The 22,737-nt window shown below is 55.9% G+C and carries 24 protein-coding genes; 23 read left to right on the top strand and 1 reads right to left on the bottom strand.

Going from position 1 to position 22,737, the window contains the following annotated elements:
• The first annotated feature begins 280 nt into the window (after positions 1-280).
• The 4 genes from HMPREF2796_RS08925 (at position 281) to HMPREF2796_RS08910 (ending at position 3,517) form a co-directional block, all read left to right on the top strand.
• Positions 281-1,498, top strand: coding sequence for a uracil-xanthine permease family protein (locus tag HMPREF2796_RS08925; protein WP_003822960.1), 1,218 nt, complete (start codon positions 281-283; stop codon positions 1,496-1,498).
• A gap of 157 nt (positions 1,499-1,655) precedes the next feature.
• Positions 1,656-2,177, top strand: coding sequence for a DUF3465 domain-containing protein (locus HMPREF2796_RS08920; RefSeq protein ID WP_070632999.1), 522 nt, complete (start codon positions 1,656-1,658; stop codon positions 2,175-2,177).
• A gap of 252 nt (positions 2,178-2,429) precedes the next feature.
• A complete protein-coding gene (locus tag HMPREF2796_RS08915; RefSeq protein ID WP_070632997.1) occupies positions 2,430-3,002 on the top strand; it encodes an RDD family protein in 573 nt (190 codons plus the stop codon).
• Positions 3,003-3,022: 20 nt separating this feature from the next.
• Positions 3,023-3,517 (top strand): DUF1841 family protein, encoded by a 495-nt coding sequence (locus tag HMPREF2796_RS08910; RefSeq protein WP_070632995.1) that lies wholly within the window; start codon positions 3,023-3,025, stop codon positions 3,515-3,517.
• Positions 3,518-3,732: 215 nt separating this feature from the next.
• Here the strand turns inward: HMPREF2796_RS08910 and mgtE are convergent, their stop codons facing one another.
• Complete coding sequence (mgtE, locus tag HMPREF2796_RS08905; protein WP_070632993.1) at positions 3,733-5,154, bottom strand: magnesium transporter; 1,422 nt, start codon at positions 5,152-5,154, stop codon at positions 3,733-3,735.
• Between the two features lie 435 nt (positions 5,155-5,589).
• Here mgtE and ndhC point away from each other — a divergent pair, with 435 nt between their 5' ends.
• The 19 genes from ndhC to HMPREF2796_RS08810 all read left to right on the top strand — a co-directional run bounded on the left by ndhC (position 5,590) and on the right by HMPREF2796_RS08810 (position 22,605).
• Complete coding sequence (ndhC, locus tag HMPREF2796_RS08900; RefSeq protein ID WP_070632992.1) at positions 5,590-5,958, top strand: NADH-quinone oxidoreductase subunit A; 369 nt, start codon at positions 5,590-5,592, stop codon at positions 5,956-5,958.
• Complete coding sequence (locus HMPREF2796_RS08895) at positions 5,949-6,428, top strand: NuoB/complex I 20 kDa subunit family protein (protein ID WP_003771161.1); 480 nt, start codon at positions 5,949-5,951, stop codon at positions 6,426-6,428. The genes ndhC and HMPREF2796_RS08895 overlap by 10 nt, the downstream gene beginning before the upstream one ends.
• A 9-nt stretch (positions 6,429-6,437) precedes the next feature.
• Positions 6,438-7,028, top strand: coding sequence for an NADH-quinone oxidoreductase subunit C (locus HMPREF2796_RS08890; RefSeq protein ID WP_070632990.1), 591 nt, complete (start codon positions 6,438-6,440; stop codon positions 7,026-7,028).
• Positions 7,018-8,274, top strand: coding sequence for an NADH dehydrogenase (quinone) subunit D (gene nuoD / locus HMPREF2796_RS08885; RefSeq protein WP_070632989.1), 1,257 nt, complete (start codon positions 7,018-7,020; stop codon positions 8,272-8,274). Before HMPREF2796_RS08890 ends, nuoD begins: the two co-directional genes overlap by 11 nt.
• On the top strand, positions 8,274-8,747 hold the full coding sequence (gene nuoE, locus HMPREF2796_RS08880) for an NADH-quinone oxidoreductase subunit NuoE (RefSeq protein WP_070632988.1): 474 nt from the start codon (positions 8,274-8,276) through the stop codon (positions 8,745-8,747). The genes nuoD and nuoE overlap by 1 nt, the downstream gene beginning before the upstream one ends.
• Positions 8,748-8,932: 185 nt before the next feature.
• Positions 8,933-10,228 carry an NADH-quinone oxidoreductase subunit NuoF gene (nuoF, locus tag HMPREF2796_RS08875; protein WP_003822945.1) on the top strand — a complete coding sequence of 432 codons (1,296 nt, stop codon included), beginning with the start codon at positions 8,933-8,935 and terminating at the stop codon, positions 10,226-10,228.
• Between the two features lie 141 nt (positions 10,229-10,369).
• Complete coding sequence (gene nuoG, locus HMPREF2796_RS08870; protein ID WP_070632986.1) at positions 10,370-12,625, top strand: NADH-quinone oxidoreductase subunit NuoG; 2,256 nt, start codon at positions 10,370-10,372, stop codon at positions 12,623-12,625.
• A gap of 2 nt (positions 12,626-12,627) precedes the next feature.
• Positions 12,628-13,698: an NADH-quinone oxidoreductase subunit NuoH gene (gene nuoH, locus HMPREF2796_RS08865; RefSeq protein ID WP_035580103.1), complete on the top strand. Its 1,071-nt coding sequence runs from the start codon at positions 12,628-12,630 to the stop codon at positions 13,696-13,698.
• A 75-nt stretch (positions 13,699-13,773) separates the two neighbouring features.
• Positions 13,774-14,169: a GFA family protein gene (locus tag HMPREF2796_RS08860; protein ID WP_070632984.1), complete on the top strand. Its 396-nt coding sequence runs from the start codon at positions 13,774-13,776 to the stop codon at positions 14,167-14,169.
• 54 nt (positions 14,170-14,223) lie between these two features.
• Positions 14,224-14,703: an NADH-quinone oxidoreductase subunit NuoI gene (gene nuoI / locus HMPREF2796_RS08855; protein ID WP_003822940.1), complete on the top strand. Its 480-nt coding sequence runs from the start codon at positions 14,224-14,226 to the stop codon at positions 14,701-14,703.
• A gap of 76 nt (positions 14,704-14,779) precedes the next feature.
• A complete protein-coding gene (locus HMPREF2796_RS08850; protein WP_070632982.1) occupies positions 14,780-15,382 on the top strand; it encodes a hypothetical protein in 603 nt (200 codons plus the stop codon).
• A gap of 70 nt (positions 15,383-15,452) precedes the next feature.
• Positions 15,453-16,130 (top strand): NADH-quinone oxidoreductase subunit J, encoded by a 678-nt coding sequence (locus tag HMPREF2796_RS08845; RefSeq protein WP_070632980.1) that lies wholly within the window; start codon positions 15,453-15,455, stop codon positions 16,128-16,130.
• Positions 16,127-16,432, top strand: a complete 306-nt coding sequence (gene nuoK / locus HMPREF2796_RS08840; protein WP_003773732.1) for an NADH-quinone oxidoreductase subunit NuoK — start codon at positions 16,127-16,129, stop codon at positions 16,430-16,432. The genes HMPREF2796_RS08845 and nuoK overlap by 4 nt, the downstream gene beginning before the upstream one ends.
• A 119-nt stretch (positions 16,433-16,551) precedes the next feature.
• On the top strand, positions 16,552-18,549 hold the full coding sequence (gene nuoL / locus HMPREF2796_RS08835; protein ID WP_070632978.1) for an NADH-quinone oxidoreductase subunit L: 1,998 nt from the start codon (positions 16,552-16,554) through the stop codon (positions 18,547-18,549).
• A gap of 14 nt (positions 18,550-18,563) precedes the next feature.
• Positions 18,564-18,875 (top strand): chorismate mutase, encoded by a 312-nt coding sequence (locus HMPREF2796_RS08830; RefSeq protein WP_070632976.1) that lies wholly within the window; start codon positions 18,564-18,566, stop codon positions 18,873-18,875.
• A gap of 52 nt (positions 18,876-18,927) precedes the next feature.
• Positions 18,928-19,248 (top strand): cupin domain-containing protein, encoded by a 321-nt coding sequence (locus HMPREF2796_RS08825; protein ID WP_049248210.1) that lies wholly within the window; start codon positions 18,928-18,930, stop codon positions 19,246-19,248.
• A 75-nt stretch (positions 19,249-19,323) separates the two neighbouring features.
• The gene (locus HMPREF2796_RS08820; RefSeq protein WP_070632973.1) at positions 19,324-20,826 is read left to right on the top strand and encodes an NADH-quinone oxidoreductase subunit M; all 1,503 of its coding nucleotides are present in this window, start codon (positions 19,324-19,326) and stop codon (positions 20,824-20,826) included.
• A gap of 9 nt (positions 20,827-20,835) precedes the next feature.
• A complete protein-coding gene (gene nuoN / locus HMPREF2796_RS08815) occupies positions 20,836-22,281 on the top strand; it encodes an NADH-quinone oxidoreductase subunit NuoN (protein ID WP_070632971.1) in 1,446 nt (481 codons plus the stop codon).
• Between the two features lie 24 nt (positions 22,282-22,305).
• Entirely contained in the window at positions 22,306-22,605 is a 300-nt protein-coding gene (locus HMPREF2796_RS08810; protein WP_023886670.1) for a DUF2818 family protein, read from the top strand.
• Positions 22,606-22,737: the final 132 nt, after the last annotated feature.

Genomic DNA, 22,737 nt, shown 5'->3' with positions numbered 1-22,737 from the left:
CTGCGAAGCTAAAATTTTCAGGTAGCCTTTTGTATGTCTGTGTGTGCGAAGCGTGTTTCCACCGGTTCAGGTAGCCTATAAGCAATATGGCAGGCTACCTGAAAACTATATGCCGGATTCATTTGGTTTGGGCTGCAGCATTGCTTTGCCTGTCCTTTTGCCGAAGTAGTTTTGCATCGACTAAATTTTCATATTTTCAGGTAGCCCAAGCGATGCGGAGGCACAGGCTCTCAGGTATAATCCCGCCCGTTTTGCCGACTGAATTTTTCGAGGAGGAAACATGTTTCAATCGTTTAAAACCGCAGTGGCGGGGGCGCAGATTTTGTTTGTGGCCTTCGGCGCCATGGTGCTGGTGCCGCTGCTCACAGGGTTGAACCCAGCGATGGCGCTGTTGGGCGCGGGCATCGGTACGCTGCTGTTTCAGGCGCTGACCGGCCGCAAGGTACCGATTTTTCTGGGTTCGTCGTTTGCGTTTATCGCGCCGATTATCTATGCCATGCAGGAATGGGGCATGGGCGGCACGATGTTCGGGCTGTTTGCAGCGGGCTTTATGTATTTTGTGTTTGCCGCGCTGATTAAGTATTTCGGGCTGCCGATGGTTAGCCGATTGCTGCCGCCGGTGGTGATCGGGCCGGTGATTATGGTGATCGGGCTTTCGGTAGCGGTGGTGGCCAGCAGCATGGCGATGGGCCAGGCCGGTGGCAATCAGGTGCTGGATTACACCCATTCGCTGCTGCTTTCCGGCTTTACCTTTGCAGTAACCGTGATGGTGGCGGTGTTTGGCAGCAAGATGATGAAGCTGGTGCCGATTTTAATCGGGGTGGCGGCCGGCTATTTGATGGCTCTGGCCATGGGCATGGTGGATACCGCGCCGATTGCGGCCGCGCCGTGGTTTGCTGTGCCGCATTTCCATTCGCCGCAGGTGAATTGGCAGGCCGCGCTGTTTATGCTGCCGGTGGCGATTGCGCCGGCGATTGAGCATATCGGCGGCATCATGGCCATTGGCAAGGTAACCGGTAAGGATTACGCGGCCGAGCCGGGGCTGCACAGAACGCTGGCCGGCGACGGTCTGGGCGTGTGCGTGGCCGGTTTGATCGGCGGCCCGCCGGTAACCACTTACGGCGAGGTAACGGGCGCGGTAATGCTCACTAAAAACAGCAATCCGGCCATCATGACTTGGGCAGCCATCTTCGCCATCTGCATGGCATTTTTCGGCAAATTCAATGCTTTCCTGGCTTCGATTCCGTTGCCGGTGATGGGCGGGGTGATGATTCTGCTGTTCGGCACGATTGCTTCGCTGGGGCTGAAAACGCTGATCGATGCGCAAGTAAACCTGATGCAGCCGAAAAACCTGGTGATTGTGAGCTCGGTACTCACCGTGGGCGTGGGTGGCATGGAAATGAAGCTGGGCAGTTTCAGCTTTGCCGGCGTGGGCTTGTGCGCGCTGCTGGCGATTCTGCTGAGCCTGCTCTTGCCCGATGTGCGGCACGACGATTAACCCGTTTGAGGCTACCTGAAAACGGAGTCTCCGAAGGAGGCGGAGTTTCTGCGAAGCTAAAACGGAGCTTCCGAAGGAAGTGGAGTTTCTGCGAAGCTAAAACGCCGCCTCCGCAAGCACAAACTTTCAGGTAGCCCGCCAACCAATCCAAACAACAATGAATAAGAAACAAAACAAATGGCTGTGGCTCTTGGTGTTGCTCGGCATCGCCGCCTATTTCCACTTTGCCGAACAGCCAAAATCCAAGCCGGAGCAGGGAGTGGCACGGCCGCAAACCGCCGTAGTCGAGCAGGCGCGTACGCCACGCCAAAACGCTACCCAACCCTCTGCCAAGACGGCAGCAGATGGCGCTGAACTGATTGCCCAAGCCTTTGCCGAGCAGCGCAGCGATGTGCAGGTGAGCGGCAGCGGTAAAGTGCACCGCACTCTGCCCGACGACACCCAAGGCTCGCGCCACCAGCGTTTCATCATGAAACTCTCCAACGGCCAAACCGTATTGGTGGCGCACAATATCGACCTCGCGCCGCGCATTCCGCGTTTGCAGCGCGGCGACACGGTGGGCTTTTCCGGCGAATACGAATACAACGCCCAAGGCGGCGTGATCCACTGGACGCACCACGACCCGGCCGGCCGGCATGCGGATGGCTGGTTGGAGCATAATGGGCAGCGCTATCAGTAGCGGTATATCACAGGCTACCTGAAAACAGCGGGAGGCAGATTTCAGGTAGCCCGATAAGCAAACCGTCAGACTCGGGTCTGCTGACAACTATTGGTTTCCGCGTCTTTTTGCCCCAAAGGCGGCATCTTCCGTGTTGGAAATCCTCGCAAGGTGTCCAACCTTACTACGGTTTCCGCCTCGAATCTGCCGCCTTTGGGGTAAAATCTGTTTGGAAAAGTAGCTGTCAACAGGTCTAATCAGAAAGGAAAAATCATGCGGGATTTTCGTAAACCAAATTTCAATAGTCAGATAGGTGAAGAGATCAAACAAGTTTTCCGCTCTGCCGTGTTGGAAGACGAAGTGTTTGATGAAGACGGCATCAATGTGGAGCTGGCGGCGCCGTGGCGGCGGATAGCGGCAGCAGCATTGAACCTATTGATGATGCTGGTGATTACAGCCGGTGTCGGCTTTCTTGTCAGCTCGATTGGTGGCCTGTTGGGAAGCAATTTTGGCAACCCTGCGCTCATCGGCTACGGCACGATGCTTGCCTATGTGGTCGGGCAGGCCATGTTGATGGCCAATAGCGGGCAAAGCCTGGGCAAACGCATTATGGGCATCCGCGTGATTAGCGAAGACGGCAGCGACCCCAGCCTGGTGCAATACCTTCTGCTGCGCGAAGCCGCCATCCTGCTGCCGCTGGCTATCTTGCTGAAATTCCTCCCGCTTATCGGCGGCATGCTCTCCTTGGTGGTGGCCGCGGCCTGCATCCTGATGATGTTTATGGAAGACGGCAACCGCCGCACCGGGCAGGATATGTTGGCCAAAACCTTGGTTATCCGCGATTAAGTGCCAAAGGCTACCTGAAAATGTATGACGTAAACACCCACGACGTGCGCCGCTTTTTTGCCGACGTATGGCGGCAACGCCTTGCCCCGCTGCAATTGGACAAACTCCAGCAAAAAGCCCTGCGCATCATCGAAGCCCACCCCGAATACCACCATTATCTCGACAATATCGAACGCTACCTCGAGCACAACTGGACGCCGGAGCAGGGCGAGACCAATCCCTTCCTGCACCTGTCGCTGCACCTTTCGATACAAGAGCAAAGCGATATCGACCAACCGCCCGGCATCCGCGCTATCCACCACGAGCTACAAGGCCGCTATGCCGGCGACTGGGTACGCGCCGAACACGATATGATGGATGCGCTGGCCGAAACCATCTGGAGCGCGCAGCGCAACGGGCAGGGACTGGATGTGAACCTCTATATGACCCGCCTGCGCCAACTGGTTGGCTTGGGGCAGGAAGACCATGCCCGCCTTAATCCGCATGAGGTGGCAAAGATGGAAACGGGGCATTAACCAACTGTATTGAGTTAAAGGGAAAGGCTACCTGAAAGTGCCGAGAGGCTTTCAGGTAGCCTTTTTTTAATTGAAGTGGCTATCGCCGTATGGTGGAGGATAACTAAAATACTTACTTCTTCATGCATTGTTGCAGCTATAAGTTTTCTGTCGCTAAATTTTTCAGGTAGCCTTTGTGTGGTAGGAAAAGGCTACCTGAAAATTTAAGCTTGATATTAAAGCAAAAAGATTGTAGCCAGCCCGAGGAAAATCAGGAAGCCGCCGGAGTCGGTAACAGCGGTAATCAGTACCGAGCTGCCCAGTGCCGGATCGCGGCCGAGTTTATCCATAATCACAGGAATCAGTACTCCAACGGTGGCGGCGAGCAGCAGGTTTAGCGTCATGGCGGCTACCATCACTAGGCCGATGCCGATGTTTTTATACAGCAGCCAGGCCACCACGCCCATCACGCCGCCCCAAATCACGCCGTTGATCAGCGCCACCCCCACTTCTTTGCGCAACAGATGCAGCGCCTGGCTACCTGAAAGCTGCCCCATGGCCATAGCACGCACAATCATGGTGATGGTTTGGTTGCCGGAGTTACCGCCGATACCGGCCACAATCGGCATTAGCGCGGCCAGGGCGACAATTTGAGCAATGCTGCCTTCGAATGCACCGATTACACGGCTGGCGAGGAAGGCAGTGCAGAGGTTCACGGCCAGCCACATCCAGCGGTTTTTCACGGAATCAAGCACGGGAGCGAACAGGTCTTCGTCTTCCTGCAAACCGGCCATGTTCAACATATCGGCTTCGGTTTCTTCACGAATCACGTCCACCATTTCGTCCACAGTCAGGCGGCCGATAAGCTTACCATCGGCATCGGTCACGGGCGCGGTTACCAAGTCGTAACGCTCAAACGCCTGCGCGGCTTCTTCGGTGTTGTCTTCGGGGCGGAAGAGCACAATGTCTCGTGCCATGATGTGCTCAACGATTTCGTCGGGGTCGGCCACGAGGAGCTTGCGGATGGGCAACACGCCTTGTAAGACGTCGTTTTCGTCAACTACGAAGATTTTGTCGGTGTGGTCGGGCAGGCTCTCGAAGCGGCGTAGGTAGCGCATCACCACTTCGCAGGTAACATCGGCACGGATGCTCACCAGCTCGAAGTCCATGATGGCGCCCACTTGGTCGTCGGCAAACGACATGGAGGCCTGTACTTTGGCGCGTTCGTCTTCATCCAATGATTGCAGGGCTTCGGCCACGACTTGGCGCGGCAGGTCGTCGGCCAGCTCGGCCAAGTCGTCCACGTCCATGTCTTCCACGGCGGCCAGGATTTCCTGCCGCTCCATGTTTTCAATCAGAGATTCGCGAACGGCATCAGATACTTCAAGCAGAATGGTGCCGTCGCTCTCCGGCTCCACCAATTTCCACACCAACAGGCGCGATTGCAGCGGCAGCGATTCGAGTACGGCAGCAATATCGGCCGGATGCAGCTCGTGCAAAATTTCGATGAGTTCGGCCAGGCAGCTGTTGAGATAGGGATTATCCAGCACGCTGTCAGGCCGGATTGTGTTGGACACGGGCAGCAGGGCATCGGCCAGTTCGTGAATACGGCCGGTGTCGATCTGTGGTTGTTCGGAAGAGGGCAGTAGGGTAGGCATGCGCACTCCTTACCGTGCATCACGGTAATGGCGCACGGGAGAAATCAGGAAGAATAAATAAGGGAAAACAAAATCGGATGGGAACCGGAAGGATCCATAAGTTTGGCGCCCCAATCTGGCATCAATAGCAAACCGGCGTATTCTACACGTTTTTGCACTGAGGCGACAAACTGCTTTCAGGTAGCCTGCAGCAGGGAAATCATGCGCTATATCCATATATTTTATACGGCTAAGCTTATGGTGTTGATTTAAATCAAAACTCTGTAGAGAGATGTAATGCTTCCCAGCACTATTTTAATATCGAAAATTATTATCATTATAATATAATGATAATATTGTGCTTTTTAGCCTGTTTATTTTGAATGCGGAAAAAAATTTGGTTACAATGCGCGTTGGTTTTACCTGCATTTTTATGTCTATTTCAGAGTGCAAACCATGTTGGCTAACTATTTTCCCGTTTTTGTCTTTATTTTGGTCGGCCTGATTGCCGGCGTGCTGTTTATCCTGCTCGGTACGCTGCTGGGCACCAAGCGCCACTATGCCGAAAAAGACCAGCCGTTCGAGTGCGGCTTCGAGGCGTTTGAAAACGCGCGCATGAAGTTTGACGTGCGTTATTACTTGGTGGCAATTTTGTTCATCCTGTTTGATTTGGAAGTGGCATTTATGATTCCGTGGGCAGTGGTGTTCAAAGATTTGCTGGCTCAGTCGGGGCAGTTTGCCTTCTGGTCGATGTTTGTCTTCATCGCCGTGCTCGGTGTGGGTTTTGTATACGAGTGGAAAAAAGGAGCGCTGGAATGGGAGTAGAAGGCATTCTGAACAAAGGGTTCATTACCGCCAGCGCGGATACCGTGCTCAACTATGTGCGTACCGGCTCGCTGTGGCCGGTAACCTTCGGTTTGGCCTGTTGCGCAGTAGAAATGATGCATGCCGGTATGGCGCGTTACGACCTCGACCGTTTCGGTATCATTTTCCGTCCGTCGCCACGCCAATCCGACTTGATGATTGTGGCCGGTACGCTGACCAATAAAATGGCACCCGCCCTGCGCCGCGTGTACGACCAGATGGCCGAACCGCGTTGGGTGTTGTCGATGGGTTCGTGCGCCAACGGCGGCGGTTATTACCATTATTCCTATTCAGTGGTGCGCGGTTGCGACCGTGTGGTGCCGGTAGACGTGTATGTGCCCGGCTGCCCGCCGACTGCCGAAGCCTTGATTTACGGCCTGATTCAGCTTCAGGGCAAAATCAAGCGCACTTACACCATTGCCCGCAACTAGGAGCGCACCATGCACCCGAAAGATTTATACAGCGCGGCACAGCGCATCTTGGAAGGTAAGGCGGATAAAGTATTGTTGGCTTTGGATGAAGTAACTGTCGAATGCCGTCCTGAATACTATCTCGATATTATGCAAACCCTTCGCGACCACGAAGAAATGTACTTTGAGCTCTTGGTGGATTTGTGCGGTGTCGATTACAGCACTTATAAAAACGAACCTTGGTCCGGTAAACGTTTTGCCGTGGTCAGCCAGCTGTTATCTGTGAAGAATAATCAACGTATCCGCGTGCGAGTGTGGGCGGAAAACGACGATTTCCCGTTGGTTCAATCCGTTATCGATATTTACAACAGCGCCGACTGGTACGAACGCGAAGCCTTTGATATGTACGGCATCGTTTTCGAAAACCACCCAGACCTGCGCCGCATCCTTACCGACTACGGCTTTGTCGGCTACCCCTTCCGCAAAGATTTCCCTATTTCCGGCTATGTTGAAATGCGTTACGACGAAACCGAAAAACGCGTTATCTATCAGCCTGTAACTATCGAGCCGCGCGAGATTACCCCGCGCGTCGTCCGCGAGGAGAACTACGGTGGCCACTAAACTCAGAAACTACACCATCAACTTCGGCCCGCAGCATCCTGCCGCCCACGGCGTATTGCGCATGATTTTGGAGCTGGAAGGCGAAACCATTGTCCGTGCCGACCCGCACATCGGCCTGCTGCACCGCGGCACCGAAAAACTGGCCGAAACCCGCACCTACCTGCAAGCCCTGCCGTATATGGATAGGCTGGACTACGTTTCCATGATGGTAAACGAACAGGCCTACTGTCTCGCTATCGAAAAACTGCTCGGCATCGACATCCCCATTCGCGCCAAATACATCCGCACCATGTTTGCGGAAGTAACCCGCATCCTCAACCACCTGATGGGCATCGGTTCGCACGCCCTCGACATCGGCGCAATGACCGCCATCCTCTATGCCTTCCGCGATCGTGAAGAGCTGATGGATTTGTATGAGGCCGTTTCCGGTGCGCGCATGCACGCCGCCTACTATCGCCCCGGCGGCGTATATCGCGACCTGCCAGACTTCATGCCCAAATATGAAGCCAGCAAATTCCGCAATGCCAAAGTATTGAAAGAGCTGAATGAAGCACGCGAAGGCACCATGCTCGACTTCATTGAAGCCTTCTGCAAACGCTTCCCTGACCGCATCGACACTCTCGAAACCCTGCTGACTGACAACCGCATCTGGAAACAGCGTACTGTCGGTATCGGCGTGGTTTCTCCTGAGCGTGCCCTGCAAAAAGGCTTCACCGGCGTGATGCTGCGTGGTTCGGGCATTGAATGGGATGTGCGCAAGAAAGAGCCCTACGAAGTCTACGATAAAATGGATTTCGACATTCCCGTCGGCGTGAACGGCGACTGCTACGACCGCTATCTCTGCCGCATCAACGAAATGCGTCAATCCGTGCGCATCATTCAGCAGTGTGTTGATTGGCTGCGTGTTAATCCCGGCCCCGTCATCGTGGATGACCACAAAGTCGCACCACCCAAACGCACCGAAATGAAAACAGGTATGGAAGACCTGATTCACCATTTCAAACTCTTCACTGAAGGTATGCACGTGCCTGAAGGCGAAACCTACACCGCCGTGGAACACCCTAAAGGCGAATTCGGCGTTTACATTATTTCAGACGGCGCCAACAAACCCTATCGCCTGAAAATCCGCGCCCCCGGCTTCGCCCACCTGCAAGGCATGGACGAAATGGCCAAAGGCCACATGCTCGCCGATGTCGTTGCCATCATCGGCACGCAAGACATCGTATTCGGAGAGGTAGACCGCTAATGTTATCCGCAGAATCCTTGAAACAAATCGATATCGAACTGGCCAAATACCCGGCCGAGCGCCACCGCTCCGCCATCATGGGTGCGCTGCGTATTGCGCAAACCGAAAAAGGCTGGCTCGCCCCCGAGACCATCGAATTTGTTGCCGACTACATCGGTATCCCTCCCGTGCAGGCCTATGAAGTTGCTACCTTTTACAATATGTACGACCTCAAGCCTGTCGGCAAATACAAACTCACCGTCTGCACCAACCTCCCTTGTGCCCTGCGCGGCGGCGTGGATGCAGGCGAATATCTGAAGAAAAAACTCGGCATCGGCTACGGCGAAACCACGCCCGACGGCAAATTCACCCTGGTTGAAGGCGAGTGCATGGGCGCATGCGGCGATGCTCCCGTGATGCTGCTGAACAACCATAAAATGTGCAGCCTCATGACCGAAGAAGCGATTGAAGCCAAACTCGCCGAATTGGGTTAGAGGCTACCTGAAACCGTAAAGGCCGTCTGAAAAACCAACGCAGGCCGCCCCGAAACCGAACAGAAAGAAAACAGAAAACCCTATTCAGACAGCCTAACAGGCTACCTGAAAAACACCGCAATATTGACAGGCCGTCTGAAACCGACAAGGCCGCAGCAGAAACCGAAACACATAGGCACACCAAAATGGCTATTTACCAATCAGGCGTGATTTTTGACCAAGTGGATACCGCCAATCCCGATTGCTGGACGCTGGACGAATACGTCAAACGCGGCGGCTACACCGCCCTGCGTAAAATTCTGGCCGAAAAAACGCCGCAAGACGACGTGATTGCCGAAGTCAAAACTTCCGGCCTGCGCGGGCGTGGCGGTGCCGGCTTCCCGTCCGGCCTGAAATGGAGCTTCATGCCCCGTTCCTTCCCCGGTGAAAAATACATCGTCTGCAACACCGACGAAGGCGAACCCGGCACCTTCAAAGACCGCGACATCATCCGTTTCAATCCGCATGCCCTGATTGAAGGCATGATTATTGGCGGCTATGCCATGGGCGCGTGTGCCGGTTACAACTATATTCACGGCGAAATTTTCGAAGGCTACCAACGCTTTGAAGCCGCCTTGGCTGAAGCCCGGGAAGCAGGCTTCCTCGGTAAAAATATCCTGGGCAGCGGTTTCGATTTCGAACTCTTCGCCCACCACGGCTACGGCGCATACATCTGCGGCGAAGAAACCGCGCTGCTCGAATCGCTCGAAGGCAAAAAAGGCCAGCCGCGCTTCAAACCTCCGTTCCCGGCTTCGTTCGGTTTGTTCGGCAAACCCACCACCATCAACAACACCGAAACTTTCGCCTCCGTCCCGTTTATCATCCGCGACGGCGGTCAAACCTTTGCCGACAAAGGCATTCCCAATGCAGGTGGTACCAAGCTCTTCTCCGTGTCCGGCCACGTTGAACGCCCGGGTAACTACGAAGTGCCGCTCGGTACGCCCTTTGCCGACCTTTTGGCCATGGCAGGCGGCGTCCGCGGCGGTAAAAAACTGAAAGCCGTTATTCCGGGCGGCTCGTCTTCGCCCGTGATTCCCGGCGACATGATGATGACCCTCACCATGGACTACGACGCCATCGCCAAAGCGGGTTCCATGCTCGGTTCGGGTGCGGTTATCGTGATGGACGAAGACGTGTGCATGGTTAAGGCCTTGGAAAGATTGAGCTACTTCTACTTCGAAGAATCTTGCGGCCAATGTACCCCCTGCCGCGAAGGCACCGGCTGGCTCTACCGCATCGTTCACCGCATCGTAAACGGCCAAGGCCGCATGGAAGACCTCGAACTCCTGGAAAGCATCGGCAACAACATGGCCGGCCGCACCATCTGCGCCCTTGCCGACGCCGCCGTTTTCCCCGTGCGCGGCTTCATGAAGCACTACCGCGACGAATTCGTCCACTACATCGAACACGGCAAACCGATGAAAGAGCACAAGTGGTGCTAGCTGTCGGAATAATTGGGCTAACTGAAAGTAAAAAGGCCGTCTGAAAACAGGCTGCCTGAAACACAGCCCGCAGGCCGCCGCCTTTTTTCAGACGGCCTCACAACTAAAAATTTTAAATACCCGTAACGTAGGAAATACACCATGTTACAAATCAGCATTGACGGTAAGGAAGTATCGGTAGAGCAGGGCGCGACCGTGATTGAAGCGGCGCAGAAGCTCGGCACCTACATCCCCCACTTCTGTTACCACAAAAAACTTTCCATCGCCGCCAGCTGCCGAATGTGCCTGGTGGAAGTGGAAAAAGCGCCCAAGCCTCTGCCCGCCTGCGCCACGCCGGTAACCGACGGCATGGTGGTGCATACCCATTCCAAAATGGCCAAACAAGCGCAGGAAGGCGTGATGGAATTCCTGCTCATCAACCACCCGCTCGACTGCCCCGTGTGCGACAAGGGCGGCGAATGCCAGCTGCAGGATTTGGCTGTCGGTTACGGCAAATCCACTACCCGCTACACCGAAGCCAAACGCGCCGTGGTGGCCAAAGACATGGGCCCGCTGATTTCTACTCGGGAAATGAGTCGCTGCATCCACTGTTCCCGCTGCGTGCGTTTCACCGAAGAAATCGCCGGCAATCAGGAAATCGGCATCGCCAACCGCGGCGAACATTCCGAAATCCTCACCTTCATCGGCCGCGCGGTGGAAACCGAACTTTCCGGCAACGTTATCGACCTCTGCCCCGTGGGCGCGCTCACCAGCAAACCCTTCCGCTTCAACGCCCGCTCCTGGGAATTGAACCGCCGCAAATCCGTGTCCGCTCACGACGCATTGGGCAGCAACCTGATTGTGCAAACCAAAGAACACACCGTGCGCCGCGTGCTGCCGCTGGAAAACGAAGCCATTAACGAATGCTGGCTGTCCGACCGCGACCGCTTCGCCTACGAAGGCCTGAACCACGAAAGCCGTCTGAAAAACCCGAAAATCAAACAAGGCGGCGAATGGATTGATGTAGACTGGCAAACCGCGCTCGAATACGTGCGCAACGGCATCGAATGCATCGCCAAAGACGGCAACCAAGAGCAAATCGGCTTTTGGGCCAACCCCATGAACACGCTGGAAGAACTCTATCTGGCGAAAAAACTGGCCGACGGCATCGGCAGCCGCCACTTCTCCACCCGCCTGCGCGAACAAGACGGCCGTTTGAAAGGCACGCTGGCAGGCGCGCAATGGCTGGGCTGCAATATCGCCGACCTTTCCGATGCACAAGCCGTACTGGTGGTGGGTGCGAACCTGCGCCAAGAGCAGCCGCTGCTCACCGCCCGCCTGCGCGTGGCCGCCAACCAAGGCAGCAAAATCAGCGTGGTGGCCGCGCGTAAAGAACAACTGCATATGCCCTTGGCCGCACAGGAAACCCTGCATCCGAACCAATGGGCAGGCTACCTGAAAAATCTCGCCGCTGATGCCGCCAACCCGATTCACGCCGGTTTGAAAGACGCGGAAAAAGCCGCCGTCCTGCTCGGCGCGGAAGCGCAAAACCACCCCGACTACGCCGCAATTTGCGCCGCCGCCCAAAGGCTGGCCGAACAAACCGGCGCGTCATTCGGTATCCTGCCGCAGGCTGCCAACAGCGTGGGTGCGGATTTGCTGAACGCCGACAGCGGCAGCATTGCCGAAATGATTGCCGCGCCGAAGCAGGCCGTGCTGTTGCTCAACGTTGAGCCGGAAGCCGACGTGGCAGGCGGAGCCGCCGCCGTGGCCGCGCTGAAACAGGCCAAGAGCGTGATGGCGTTCACCCCGTTCGTCAGCGATACCTTGCTTGACGTGTGCGACGTGCTGCTGCCGATTGCCCCGTTCACCGAAACTTCCGGCAGCTTCGTCAACATGGAAGGCCGTCTGCAATCTTTCCACGGCGTAGTAAAAGGCCTGGGCGAAAGCCGCCCGCTGTGGAAAATCCTGCGCGTGCTGGGCAACCTGCTGGAGCTGGAAGGCTTCGAATACGACAGCAGCGAGCAAATCCTGCACGACGCGCTGGATGCCCAAAGGCTACCTGAAAAACTGAACAACCGCAGCAGCTGGCAGGGCGAAGCCGCTCCGGCCGCCGCAGGCCTGATCCGCACCGGCGGCGTGGGCATCTACCACACCGATGCCATCGTGCGCCGCGCCGAAGCCCTGCAGCAAACCTCGCACGCCCAAGTGCCCGCCGCCCGCGTCCACCCCGATACGCTGGCCGCGCTCGGTTTGGCTGACGGCGCAACTGCCGAAGCCGTGCAGAACGGCAGCCGCGTGCGCGTAACTGTGGTGGCCGACAACACTTTGCCGCTTAACGTTGTCCACCTGCCGCAGCATCCGGCCAACGCTGCGCTGGGCGGGCTGATGAACGCGATTGAACTGGAAGGAGTCTGATGATGCAGGAATGGTTTCAAGCCCTGTTTGCCGGCTGGTTCGGCGCGGCGGGCAACGACATCGGCCTCTTAGTGTCGATTGTCGTCAAAATCGTGATTATCCTTGTGCCGCTGATTCTGACTGTGGCCTACCTGACCTACTTCGAGCGTAAGGTCATCGGCTTCATGCAGCTGCGCGTCGGCCCGAACGTTACCGGCCCGTGGGGCTTGATTCAGCCGTTTGCCGACGTGTTGAAGCTGCTGTTTAAAGAAGTTACCCGCCCCAGCTCGTCCAATAAAGCCTTGTTCTACATCGGCCCCATGCTCTCGCTCGCGCCCTCGTTTGCCGCGTGGGCGGTGGTGCCGTTTTCCGACCAATGGCTTTTAACCAAAGTCGATGCCGGGCTGCTGTATATCTTAATGATTACCTCGCTTTCCGTGTACGGCGTGATTATTGCCGGCTGGGCGTCCAACTCCAAATACGCCTTCCTCGGTGCGATGCGTTCTTCCGCGCAAACCATTTCCTACGAAATCGCTATGAGCGCGGCTCTGGTGTGCGTGATCATGGTTTCAGGTAGCCTGAACTTCAACGACATCGTGGCCGCGCAAAGCACCGGTATCGCGGGCGGCTCGATTTTCTCGTGGAACTGGTTCACCCTGTTCCCCGTGTTCCTCGTCTACCTGATTTCCGCCGTGGCCGAAACCAACCGAGCCCCGTTCGACGTGGCCGAGGGCGAATCCGAAATCGTGGCCGGTTTCCACGTTGAATACTCCGGCTTCGCCTTTGCGCTGTTTTTCCTCGCCGAATACATCTTCATGATCCTAATCGGCGCGCTCACCTCCATCATGTTCCTCGGCGGCTGGCTGTCGCCCTTCCCGCAAAGCTGGGGCATCGTCGGCACGCCCAGCCCGATTTGGATGTTTGCCAAAATGGCCTTCGTGCTCTACGGCTATCTGTGGATTCGCGCCACTTTCCCGCGCTACCGCTACGACCAAATCATGCGTTTGGGCTGGAAAGTGCTGATTCCCATCGGCTTTGTCGCCATCGTTTTCTACGGCCTGTGGATGGCTTCGCCGTGGAGCTTGTGGAAATAGGGCAGGGAGGCCGTCTGAAAGTTTTCAGGTAGCCTGAAACCCAAATTTTTAACCGTTTCAAACCGAGAGAACCTAATGAAAGCTCAATGCCTGTGTGGCGCAGTATCACTGGAAACCGCCGAAAACCGCGAACTCCACGCCTGCCATTGCGGAAAATGCCGCGTATGGGGCAGCGGCGCGTCTTTTACTTTGGCCGCCCAGTCGCCCGAAATCACCGGCAGCGAGCATATTGCGCATTATCAGTCGTCCGAATGGGCGCAACGCTGTTTTTGCAAACACTGCGGCACACATCTGTTTGTGCAGGTTGGCAACGATTACTACATCAACGCCGGGCTGTTTGCCGACAACGCGGGCTTTGAAACCACCTCGCAAATCTTTATCGATTGCAAGGCTCCGTATTACGACTTGGCCAACGATACCCCTAAGCTGACCGAAGCCGAGTTTTTAGAAATGGTGGGCGCGGCAGGTTAGAAAACCGCTTTCAGACGGCCTGTAAACAGAATAATCCGAAAAGAGCATCCGAAAATGGCTAATTTAGTAAAAACCTTCCTGCTGGGCGAATTGGTGAAAGGCATGGGCGTAACGCTCAAAAACTTCTTCGCCCGCAAAGACACGATTTACTTCCCCGAAGAAAAAACGCCGCAATCCGTGCGCTTTCGCGGCCTACATGCCCAACGCCGCTATCCGAACGGCGAAGAACGCTGTATTGCCTGCAAACTGTGCGAGGCCGTCTGCCCCGCCATGGCAATCAATATTGAAAGCGAAGAGCGCGAAGACGGCACCCGCCGCACCACCCGCTACGACATCGATTTAACCAAGTGCATCTTCTGCGGTTTCTGCGAAGAAGCCTGCCCGACCGATGCGATTGTGGAAACCCATATCTTCGAATACCACGGCGAGAAAAAAGGCGATTTGCACTTCACCAAACCGATGCTCCTAGCCATCGGCGATCAATACGAAGCCGAAATCGCCAAGCGCAAAGCGGCCGATGCGCCGTACCGTTAAAGAACGGAACGCCCGCAGAGTTTTCAGGTAGCCTGAAGCCCAATATTCCGGCAGCCGTGATTGAAGGAAATACAGAATGGATAAGCAACAAGCCTTTGCCGATATGGTTTTTCAGAAAACCGCCGCCGCATTGGCCGGGCTGCCTGAAGAGATTCGGGATGATGTATATGCCTTATCGTTCTGGGTGCGGGGCGGTGATGAGTGGCTGCCCGGCCTTTCGGTCAGCTACAACACTTGCGGGCAGTTTGAAGGCAAGAAGGGTGAGACGCTTAATCAGGATGACGAAGCCAAGTGGAATTATGCCTATTGGCTGCAAGACGAAGTCGAATTGTTGGGCATAGACGCATATAGAAACAACCAAGAACTCCAAGCATGGCTGGCAAACGCGCCCTTTGCCTACACCGAAGAACAATACGAAGCCATGTTTGACGGCGACGATGAAGACGAAAGCAGTGGAATAGACGAGAAATCGAACGAGTTTTACCAGGCCTTTGTCGAAACCCAAGTCGCCGTGGTGCAACGCCTGTTTGCCGAGGGCGTGATCGCCGGAACGTTCGGTAAAAATATTCCCGTGCTGGTACACGAATTGGAGTATTACGATGCCCCCTTGTCGTGGACGGAACGCGCCAACCCGGAAGGCCTGGCAGATGAATTTTTAAACTATTGGCGCAAGCAATAAACCGCGTCCGGCCAAGCCGAAACGCAAAGCAAAACCGATTGAAATATCCCGAAACGGAAAGTGCAAAAATATGAACTTTCAACTTATTCTGTTTTACCTGTTGGCCGCCATCATCCTGTTCGGCGCGCTGAAAACCGTAACCGTGAAAAACCCGGTGCATGCCGCGCTGTATCTGGTGCTCACTTTCTGTATGAGCGCGATGATGTGGATGCTGATGCAGGCCGAATTCCTCGGCATCACGCTGGTGGTGGTGTATGTGGGCGCGGTGATGGTGCTGTTCCTGTTCGTGGTGATGATGCTCAACATCGACGTGGAGGAAATGCGCAAAGGCTTCTGGCGCAACGCGCCGGTGGCCGCCGTAGTCGGCGTGCTGATGGCTGTGGCCCTGATTATGATTTTGGTTGCGCCTGCCACCGATTTGGCCGCCTTCGGCCAGATGAACGACGTGCCGGCCGACCACAGCAACGTGCGCGAGCTAGGCACGCAGATTTACACCACCTACCTGCTGCCTTTCGAGCTGGCGGCCGTGCTGCTGGTGCTGGGTATGGTGGCCGCCATCGCGCTGGTACACCGCAAAACCTTCAAGCCGAAATACATCAATCCGGCCGACCAGGTTAAAGTGGATGCCAACAAAGGCCGCTTGCGCATGGTGAAAATGGAAGCCGTGGTACAGAGGCCGTCTGAAAGCGAAGAAAACAACGGCGAAGCCGCCGAATCCGACGCCGCTAAAGGGGAGGGCAAAGCATGATTACGATTACGCATTATCTGGTGCTGTCCGCCCTGTTGTTCGGCATCAGCGCGATGGGCATTTTCATGAACCGCAAAAACGTGCTGATTTTGCTGATGTCGATCGAACTGATGCTGCTGGCGGTGAACTTCAACTTTATCGCCTTCTCGCGCTACCTCGGCGACAGCGCGGGGCAGATTTTCGTCTTCTTCGTGCTCACCGTGGCCGCGGCCGAATCCGCCATCGGCCTGGCGATTATGGTTTTGGTATACCGCAACCGCAACACGATCAACGTAACGGATTTGGACAGCCTCAAAGGCTAGGGCTACCTGAAAACAGGCCGTCTGAAAGTTTCAAGTAGCCTGACAGACAGCTGCCAAAGAGGCCGTCTGAAAATGAGCCGCACAAAATTGAAAGATTTATCCGTAAGGATGGCAACAACATGACTGACATGACTTTATACCTCATCATCGCCCTCACGCCCTTGGCGGGCTGTTTGCTGGCCGGGCTGTTCGGCAATACCATCGGCCGCCGGGGCGCGCACACGGTTACCATACTCGGCGTTGCCGTATCCGCCGTGCTGTCGGCCTATGTGCTGTGCGGGTTTATCGACGGCAGCCGTGCCAAGTTTGATGAAAACGTCTATACCTGGCTGACCATGAACGGGTTGGATTTCTCGGTCGGCTTCCTGGTGGACAGCCTCACCGCGCTGATGATGGTGGTGGTTACTTCCGTGTCGCTCATGGTGCACATCTACACCATCGGCTATATGGCGGACGAAGAAGTCGGCTACCAACGCTTCTTCAGTTATATCTCTTTGTTTACCTTCAGCATGCTGATGCTGATTATGTCCAATAACTTCATCCAGCTTTTCTTCGGCTGGGAAGCGGTCGGTTTGGTGTCCTACCTCCTAATCGGCTTCTATTTCAAACGCGACAGCGCGATTTTCGCCAACCTGAAAGCCTTTTTGGTCAACCGCGTGGGCGACTTCGGTTTCGTGCTCGGCATCGGCTTGGTGCTGGCCTATTTCGGCGGCAGCCTGCGCTATGCCGACGTGTTCGCCTACCTGCCCAACGTGGTCGGCAGCACCTTGTTCGGCTGGGATTTGATTACCATCACCTGCCTTTTGCTGTTTGTCGGCGCGATGGGTAAATCCGCCCAATTCCCGCTGCATGTGTGGCTGCCCGATTCCATGGAAGGCCCGACCCCGATTTCCGCGCTGATTCACGCCGCCACCATGGTAACCGCCGGCCTGTTTATGGTGTCGCGCATGTCGCCGATGTATGAGCTCTCCACCACCGCGCTGAGCGTGATTATGGTGATTGGCGCGATTACCGCGCTGTTTATGGGCTTCCTCGGCACGATTCAAAACGACATCAAACGCGTGGTAGCCTATTCCACCTTATCGCAGCTCGGTTATATGACCGTGGCCTTGGGCGTGTCCGCCTATTCCGTGGCCATGTTCCATGTGATGACCCACGCCTTCTTCAAAGCCTTGCTGTTCTTGGCGGCGGGTAGCGTGATTATCGGTATGCACCACGACCAGGACATGCGCAATATGGGCGGCCTGCGCAAATACATGCCGATTACTTGGTTCACCATGCTGCTGGGCAACCTCGCCCTCATCGGTACGCCGCTGTTCTCCGGTTTCTATTCCAAAGATTCGATTATCGAAGCGGTGCATGCCAGCAACCTGCCCGGCAGCAGTTTCGCCTATTTCGCCGTGCTGGCCAGCGTATTCGTTACCGCGTTTTACGCCTTCCGCCAATACTTTATCGTCTTCCACGGTAAAGAACGCTGGCGTGAGGCCAAGCATGACCATGACGACGACCACGGCCTGAAACCGTCCGACAACCCGCACGAAAGCCCGTGGGTGGTTACTCTGCCGCTGATTTTGCTGGCGATTCCGTCCGTGATTATCGGCTACATCGCCATCGAGCCGATGCTGTACGGCGATTTCTTTAAAGACGTGATTTATGTCAATCACGAGCTGCATCCGGTGATGCACATCATGAAGGAAGAATTTCACGGCGCAATGACCATGGTGTCTCACAGCCTGCACACGCCCGTGCTGTATCTGGCCATCGGCGGCGTATTGGCCGCGTGGTTCCTGTATGTGAAAGCGCCGCAGCTGCCCGCCAAAATCGCGCAGACCTTCCGCCCGGTGTATGTGCTGTTTGAAAACAAATACTACCTCGACAACATCTACTTCGCCGTGTTTGCCAAAGGCACGCGCGCGCTGGGTACTTTCTTCTGGAAGGCCGTCGATACCGCAATCATCGACAACGGCTTGGTAAATGGTGCGGCCAAACTGGTCGGCGTGGTGGCAGGACAGGTGCGGCGCCTGCAAACCGGCTTCATCTACACCTACGCCGCCGCCATGGTTTCCGGCGTGTTGGTGCTGATTGTGGTGTTCTTCTGGCAGCTTTGGTTCAGATAAAGGCTACCTGAAAAATGGATGCCGATATTTTGCCCGATACCCTAGCCGAAGTGCGGCAGGCGATTGACGCGCTGGACAGCCAGCTCATCGGCTTGCTGGCGCGGCGGCAGCGGTTGGTTGCACAGGCAGGCCGTCTGAAACCCAAGCACGACGCGCAGGCTGTGGCCGCGCCCGAAAGGGTGGCGCAGGTGCTGAAGGTACGGCGCGAACAGGCAGCGGCGGCAGGCTTGTCGCCCGATGTGGCAGAAGCCGTGTGGCAGGCCATGATTGCCGCCTTTATCCGTTTCGAGCAGGAAGTAAACCGTTCGGGCGGGACAGGTAATTAAGGCTACCTGAAAACTAAAAGGCCGTCTGAAAACACCACACACAGAGGACAAAATGAGCGCAACCGACATCATCCGTTCCGCCGAATTCACCGCCGAGAGGGCATGGGGCGCGCGCAGCATCGCCAATCTAAACGGCACCACCGTGCGCCTGCATTGGACGAACCGGCCCTACAAATGGCATGTGAACGATGGCGAGGAAGTGTTTGCCGTGATGGATGGCGAAGTGGACATGCACTACCGCGAAAACGGCGAAGAACGCGTGGCACGGCTGCAAAGCGGCGACATCTTCTATGCCGGCATCGGCGCGGAACACGTCGCCCACCCGCGCGGCGAAGCGCGGATTTTGGTGATTGAGAAAGAGGGCAGCGTTTAGGCTGTTTGAGGCCGTCTGAAAAGCGGCAAACGCAGAAAAACGACGATTTATTTATTCAAACCACAGGTTACAACTATGTTTTCTAACCATCTTCTCAGCTTGGCAATCTGGCTGCCGATAGCCGCCGGATTATTGGTGCTGGCTACCGGCTGCGACCGCCGTGCCCCCTTGGCGCGGATACTGGCTTTTGTCGGCGCGCTGGCCGGTTTTCTGGTTACGTTGCCGCTGTTTACGCAGTTCGACCGCTTGAGCGGCGGCTTCCAGTTTGCCGAGTTTTATGCGTGGATTCCCGCGCTCAACATCAACTACGCGCTGGGCGTGGACGGCATTTCCGTGCTGTTTGTCATCCTCAACGCCTTCATCACGTTGATGGTGGTGCTTGCGGGCTGGGAAGTGATTCAGAAAAAGGTGGCGCAATACATGGCGGCCTTCCTGATTATGTCCGGCCTGATCAACGGCGCGTTTGCCGCCCGCGATGCCATGCTGTTCTATATTTTCTTCGAAGGCATGCTGATTCCGCTGTATCTGATTATCGGCGTATGGGGCGGGCCGCGCCGCGTATATGCCTCGGTGAAACTCTTCCTCTACACGCTGATGGGCTCGCTGCTGATGCTGGTGGCCTTGGTGTATTTGTCGCTGCAAACCGGCGGCAGCTTTGCGATTGAAGATTTCCAAAATATCAAACAAATTCCGCTGTTTACCCAACAGATTCTGTTTGCCGCCTTCTTCCTGTCGTTTGCGGTGAAAGTGCCGATGTTCCCGGTGCACACCTGGCTGCCCGACGCGCACGTGGAAGCACCCACCGGCGGTTCGATGGTGCTGGCGGCGATTACGCTGAAACTCGGCGCATACGGCTTTTTGCGCTTCATCCTGCCCATCCTGCCCGATGCTTCGCGCTATTTCGCCCCCGCCATCATCGTGCTCAGCCTGATTGCGGTGATCTACATCGGCATGGTGGCTTTGGCACAAACCGATATGAAAAAACTGGTGGCCTATTCCTCCATCAGCCACATGGGTTTCGTGACCCTGGGTATGTTCCTGTTTACCAATCAGGTGCAGTTGCAGCCGTGGGCGTTGAAAGGCGCGATTATGCAGATGATTTCGCACGGTTTTGTTTCCGCCGCCATGTTCTTCTGCATCGGCGTGATGTACGACCGCCTGCACAGCCGCAACATTGCCGACTACGGCGGCGTGGTTACCGTGATGCCGAAATTTGCCGCTTTCATGATGCTGTTTGCCATGGCCAACGCTGGCCTGCCTGCCACTTCGGGCTTCGTGGGCGAATTTATGGTGATTATGGGCGCGGTGAACTATAACTTGTTTGTGGGTGCGCTGGCCGCACTGACGCTGATTTTGGGCGCGGCATACACGCTGTGGATGTATAAGCGCGTGATTTTCGGCACGGTGACCAACCCGCATGTGGCCGAAATGAAAGACATCAACCGGCGCGAATTCGCCATCCTGGCCATCCTCGCCGCCACCGTGCTGGGCATGGGCCTGTGGCCGGAGCCGTTTATCGCCATGGTGCATCAGGCGGCCAACGATTTGATCGCGCATGTGGCGCAAAGCAAGATTTGAGGTGTGTGAATGAACTGGACTGATCTGAACTTAATCCCCACCATGCCCGAAATCGTGCTGCTCACGGCATTGTGCGCGGTGCTGCTGGTGGATTTGTGGCTGCCGGACGAAAAGCGCGGCATCACTGCCGGCCTGGCCATATTGGGCGTGCTGGCCGCTGCGGTTTTTCAGGTAGCCTTATGGCCGGGAGAACCGGTGGAAACCTTCAATGCAATGTTTGTGTTGGACGGTATGTCGTATGTGGCCAAGCTCGCGGTTTATGCCGTGGTGCTGGTGTTGTTCGTGGTGTCGAGAGGCTACCTGAAAGCGCGCCAAATTTATAAAGGCGAATTCTATTCGCTCACTATGTTTGCGTTGTTGGGAATGTGCGTGATGGTGAGCGCCAACCATTTCCTCACCCTGTATATCGGTTTGGAACTCTTATCGTTGTCGCTGTATGCACTGATTGCACTGCGCCGCGAGGATACCCGCGCCAGCGAGGCGGCATTGAAGTATTTCGTGCTCGGTGCGCTGGCTTCCGGCCTGCTGCTGTATGGCATCTCCATGATTTATGGCGCAACCGGATCGCTGCTCTTGCCGGAAGTGCTGATGGCAGGGTTGGGGCAGTCGGCCAATCCGTGGCTGCTGAAGCTGGGCTTGGTGTTTGTGGTGGTGGCAGTGGCGTTCAAGCTGGGCGCAGTGCCGTTCCATATGTGGGTGCCGGACGTGTATCACGGCTCCAGTACGGCCGTTACCGCGTTGGTGGGTACGGCGCCGAAAATCGCAGCTGCAGTATTTGCCTTCCGCATTTTGGTTACCGGCCTGGGCGCTCTGCACACCGATTGGGTGCCGATGCTGAATATGTTGGCGCTGGCTTCGCTCTTGGTGGGCAACCTGGCTGCCGTGATGCAGACCAATATCAAACGTATGCTGGCCTATTCCACGGTATCGCATATGGGCTTTGTGCTGCTGGCGTTTATGGGCGGCCTTGAAGGCTTCAGTGCCGCACTGTATTACGCGCTCACTTATGCGCTGATGGCGCTCACCGGCTTCGGTGTGTTGATGCTGCTCTCGCGCGAAGGGCGCGACTGCGAGGAAATCGTTGATTTGGCCGGCCTGAACCAACGCCATCCCTGGTATGCTTTCCTGATGCTGCTGGTGATGTTCAGCATGGCAGGTATTCCGCCGCTGGCCGGTTTCTATGCCAAATTCAGCGTGTTGAAAGCATTGGTTGGACAAGGTTTTGTGTGGCCGGCGGTGTTTGCGGTGGTGATGTCGCTGATTGGCGTGTTCTACTACCTGCGCGTGGTGAAAGTGATGTATATGGACGAAGCCGTCGAGCCGGTACAAGCCCCGGTTATGTGTGTAGGGGGCAGGGTGCTGCTTTCCGCCTGTGCCTTGGCTTTGCTTCTGTTCGGCCTGATGCCGAGCCTGCTGATGGATTGGTGCATATATGCGCTGGGAAAAACCTTCTAAATCAACACTGGGCAGGGCAGAGCGATGACTGCGGCTATGTATCTGCTGTTGCTGGTGGCCTTGGTGTGCGCCAACCTGCCGTTTGTTACGCAGCGCTGGTTTGGCCTTAAAAGGCTACCTGAAAAACGCTTTATCCACCATTTGCCGGAGCTGCTGGCCGGTTTTGCCTTTGTGGCTTTGCTGGCCTATATGCTGGAGGCACAGGCCGGCAGCGTGCACCGCCAGCATTGGCAGTTTTATGTGGCGGTGGTGTGCCTTTATTTAGTGTTCGCCTTTCCCGGCTTTGTGCTGCGCTATTTTTGGCACGGCCGCAACCGCGAATAGAGTTGCTGGCTTCATGCAATAAGGCTACCTGAAAGAAATCTCTCGCTTTGGCAGGGTTTCAGGTAGCCTTAAATCATGCCACATCATTTTGTTTTAATTCTGCCTTTTCATCCAGAGGCACACTGCGTATAA

Origin of the sequence: Eikenella sp. HMSC071B05 (assembly GCF_001811325.1) — a bacterium.
GTDB classification, from domain to species: Bacteria; Pseudomonadota; Gammaproteobacteria; order Burkholderiales; family Neisseriaceae; genus Eikenella; species Eikenella corrodens.
This window is presented reverse-complemented; position numbering and strand designations above follow the sequence as displayed.

Coding starts and splice junctions, on each gene's coding strand:
- ndhC (WP_070632992.1), top strand. CDS start 5,590: ATGTTGGCTAACTATTTTCCCGTTTTTGTCTTTATTTTGGTCGGCCTG.
- HMPREF2796_RS08820 (WP_070632973.1), top strand. CDS start 19,324: ATGTTTTCTAACCATCTTCTCAGCTTGGCAATCTGGCTGCCGATAGCC.
- nuoI (WP_003822940.1), top strand. CDS start 14,224: ATGGCTAATTTAGTAAAAACCTTCCTGCTGGGCGAATTGGTGAAAGGC.
- HMPREF2796_RS08895 (WP_003771161.1), top strand. CDS start 5,949: ATGGGAGTAGAAGGCATTCTGAACAAAGGGTTCATTACCGCCAGCGCG.
- HMPREF2796_RS08910 (WP_070632995.1), top strand. CDS start 3,023: ATGTATGACGTAAACACCCACGACGTGCGCCGCTTTTTTGCCGACGTA.
- nuoL (WP_070632978.1), top strand. CDS start 16,552: ATGACTGACATGACTTTATACCTCATCATCGCCCTCACGCCCTTGGCG.
- HMPREF2796_RS08860 (WP_070632984.1), top strand. CDS start 13,774: ATGAAAGCTCAATGCCTGTGTGGCGCAGTATCACTGGAAACCGCCGAA.
- HMPREF2796_RS08890 (WP_070632990.1), top strand. CDS start 6,438: ATGCACCCGAAAGATTTATACAGCGCGGCACAGCGCATCTTGGAAGGT.
- nuoG (WP_070632986.1), top strand. CDS start 10,370: ATGTTACAAATCAGCATTGACGGTAAGGAAGTATCGGTAGAGCAGGGC.
- nuoF (WP_003822945.1), top strand. CDS start 8,933: ATGGCTATTTACCAATCAGGCGTGATTTTTGACCAAGTGGATACCGCC.
- HMPREF2796_RS08830 (WP_070632976.1), top strand. CDS start 18,564: ATGGATGCCGATATTTTGCCCGATACCCTAGCCGAAGTGCGGCAGGCG.
- HMPREF2796_RS08825 (WP_049248210.1), top strand. CDS start 18,928: ATGAGCGCAACCGACATCATCCGTTCCGCCGAATTCACCGCCGAGAGG.
- HMPREF2796_RS08850 (WP_070632982.1), top strand. CDS start 14,780: ATGGATAAGCAACAAGCCTTTGCCGATATGGTTTTTCAGAAAACCGCC.
- HMPREF2796_RS08845 (WP_070632980.1), top strand. CDS start 15,453: ATGAACTTTCAACTTATTCTGTTTTACCTGTTGGCCGCCATCATCCTG.
- HMPREF2796_RS08920 (WP_070632999.1), top strand. CDS start 1,656: ATGAATAAGAAACAAAACAAATGGCTGTGGCTCTTGGTGTTGCTCGGC.
- HMPREF2796_RS08925 (WP_003822960.1), top strand. CDS start 281: ATGTTTCAATCGTTTAAAACCGCAGTGGCGGGGGCGCAGATTTTGTTT.
- nuoK (WP_003773732.1), top strand. CDS start 16,127: ATGATTACGATTACGCATTATCTGGTGCTGTCCGCCCTGTTGTTCGGC.
- nuoE (WP_070632988.1), top strand. CDS start 8,274: ATGTTATCCGCAGAATCCTTGAAACAAATCGATATCGAACTGGCCAAA.
- HMPREF2796_RS08810 (WP_023886670.1), top strand. CDS start 22,306: ATGACTGCGGCTATGTATCTGCTGTTGCTGGTGGCCTTGGTGTGCGCC.
- mgtE (WP_070632993.1), bottom strand. CDS start 5,154: ATGCCTACCCTACTGCCCTCTTCCGAACAACCACAGATCGACACCGGC.
- nuoN (WP_070632971.1), top strand. CDS start 20,836: ATGAACTGGACTGATCTGAACTTAATCCCCACCATGCCCGAAATCGTG.
- HMPREF2796_RS08915 (WP_070632997.1), top strand. CDS start 2,430: ATGCGGGATTTTCGTAAACCAAATTTCAATAGTCAGATAGGTGAAGAG.
- nuoH (WP_035580103.1), top strand. CDS start 12,628: ATGCAGGAATGGTTTCAAGCCCTGTTTGCCGGCTGGTTCGGCGCGGCG.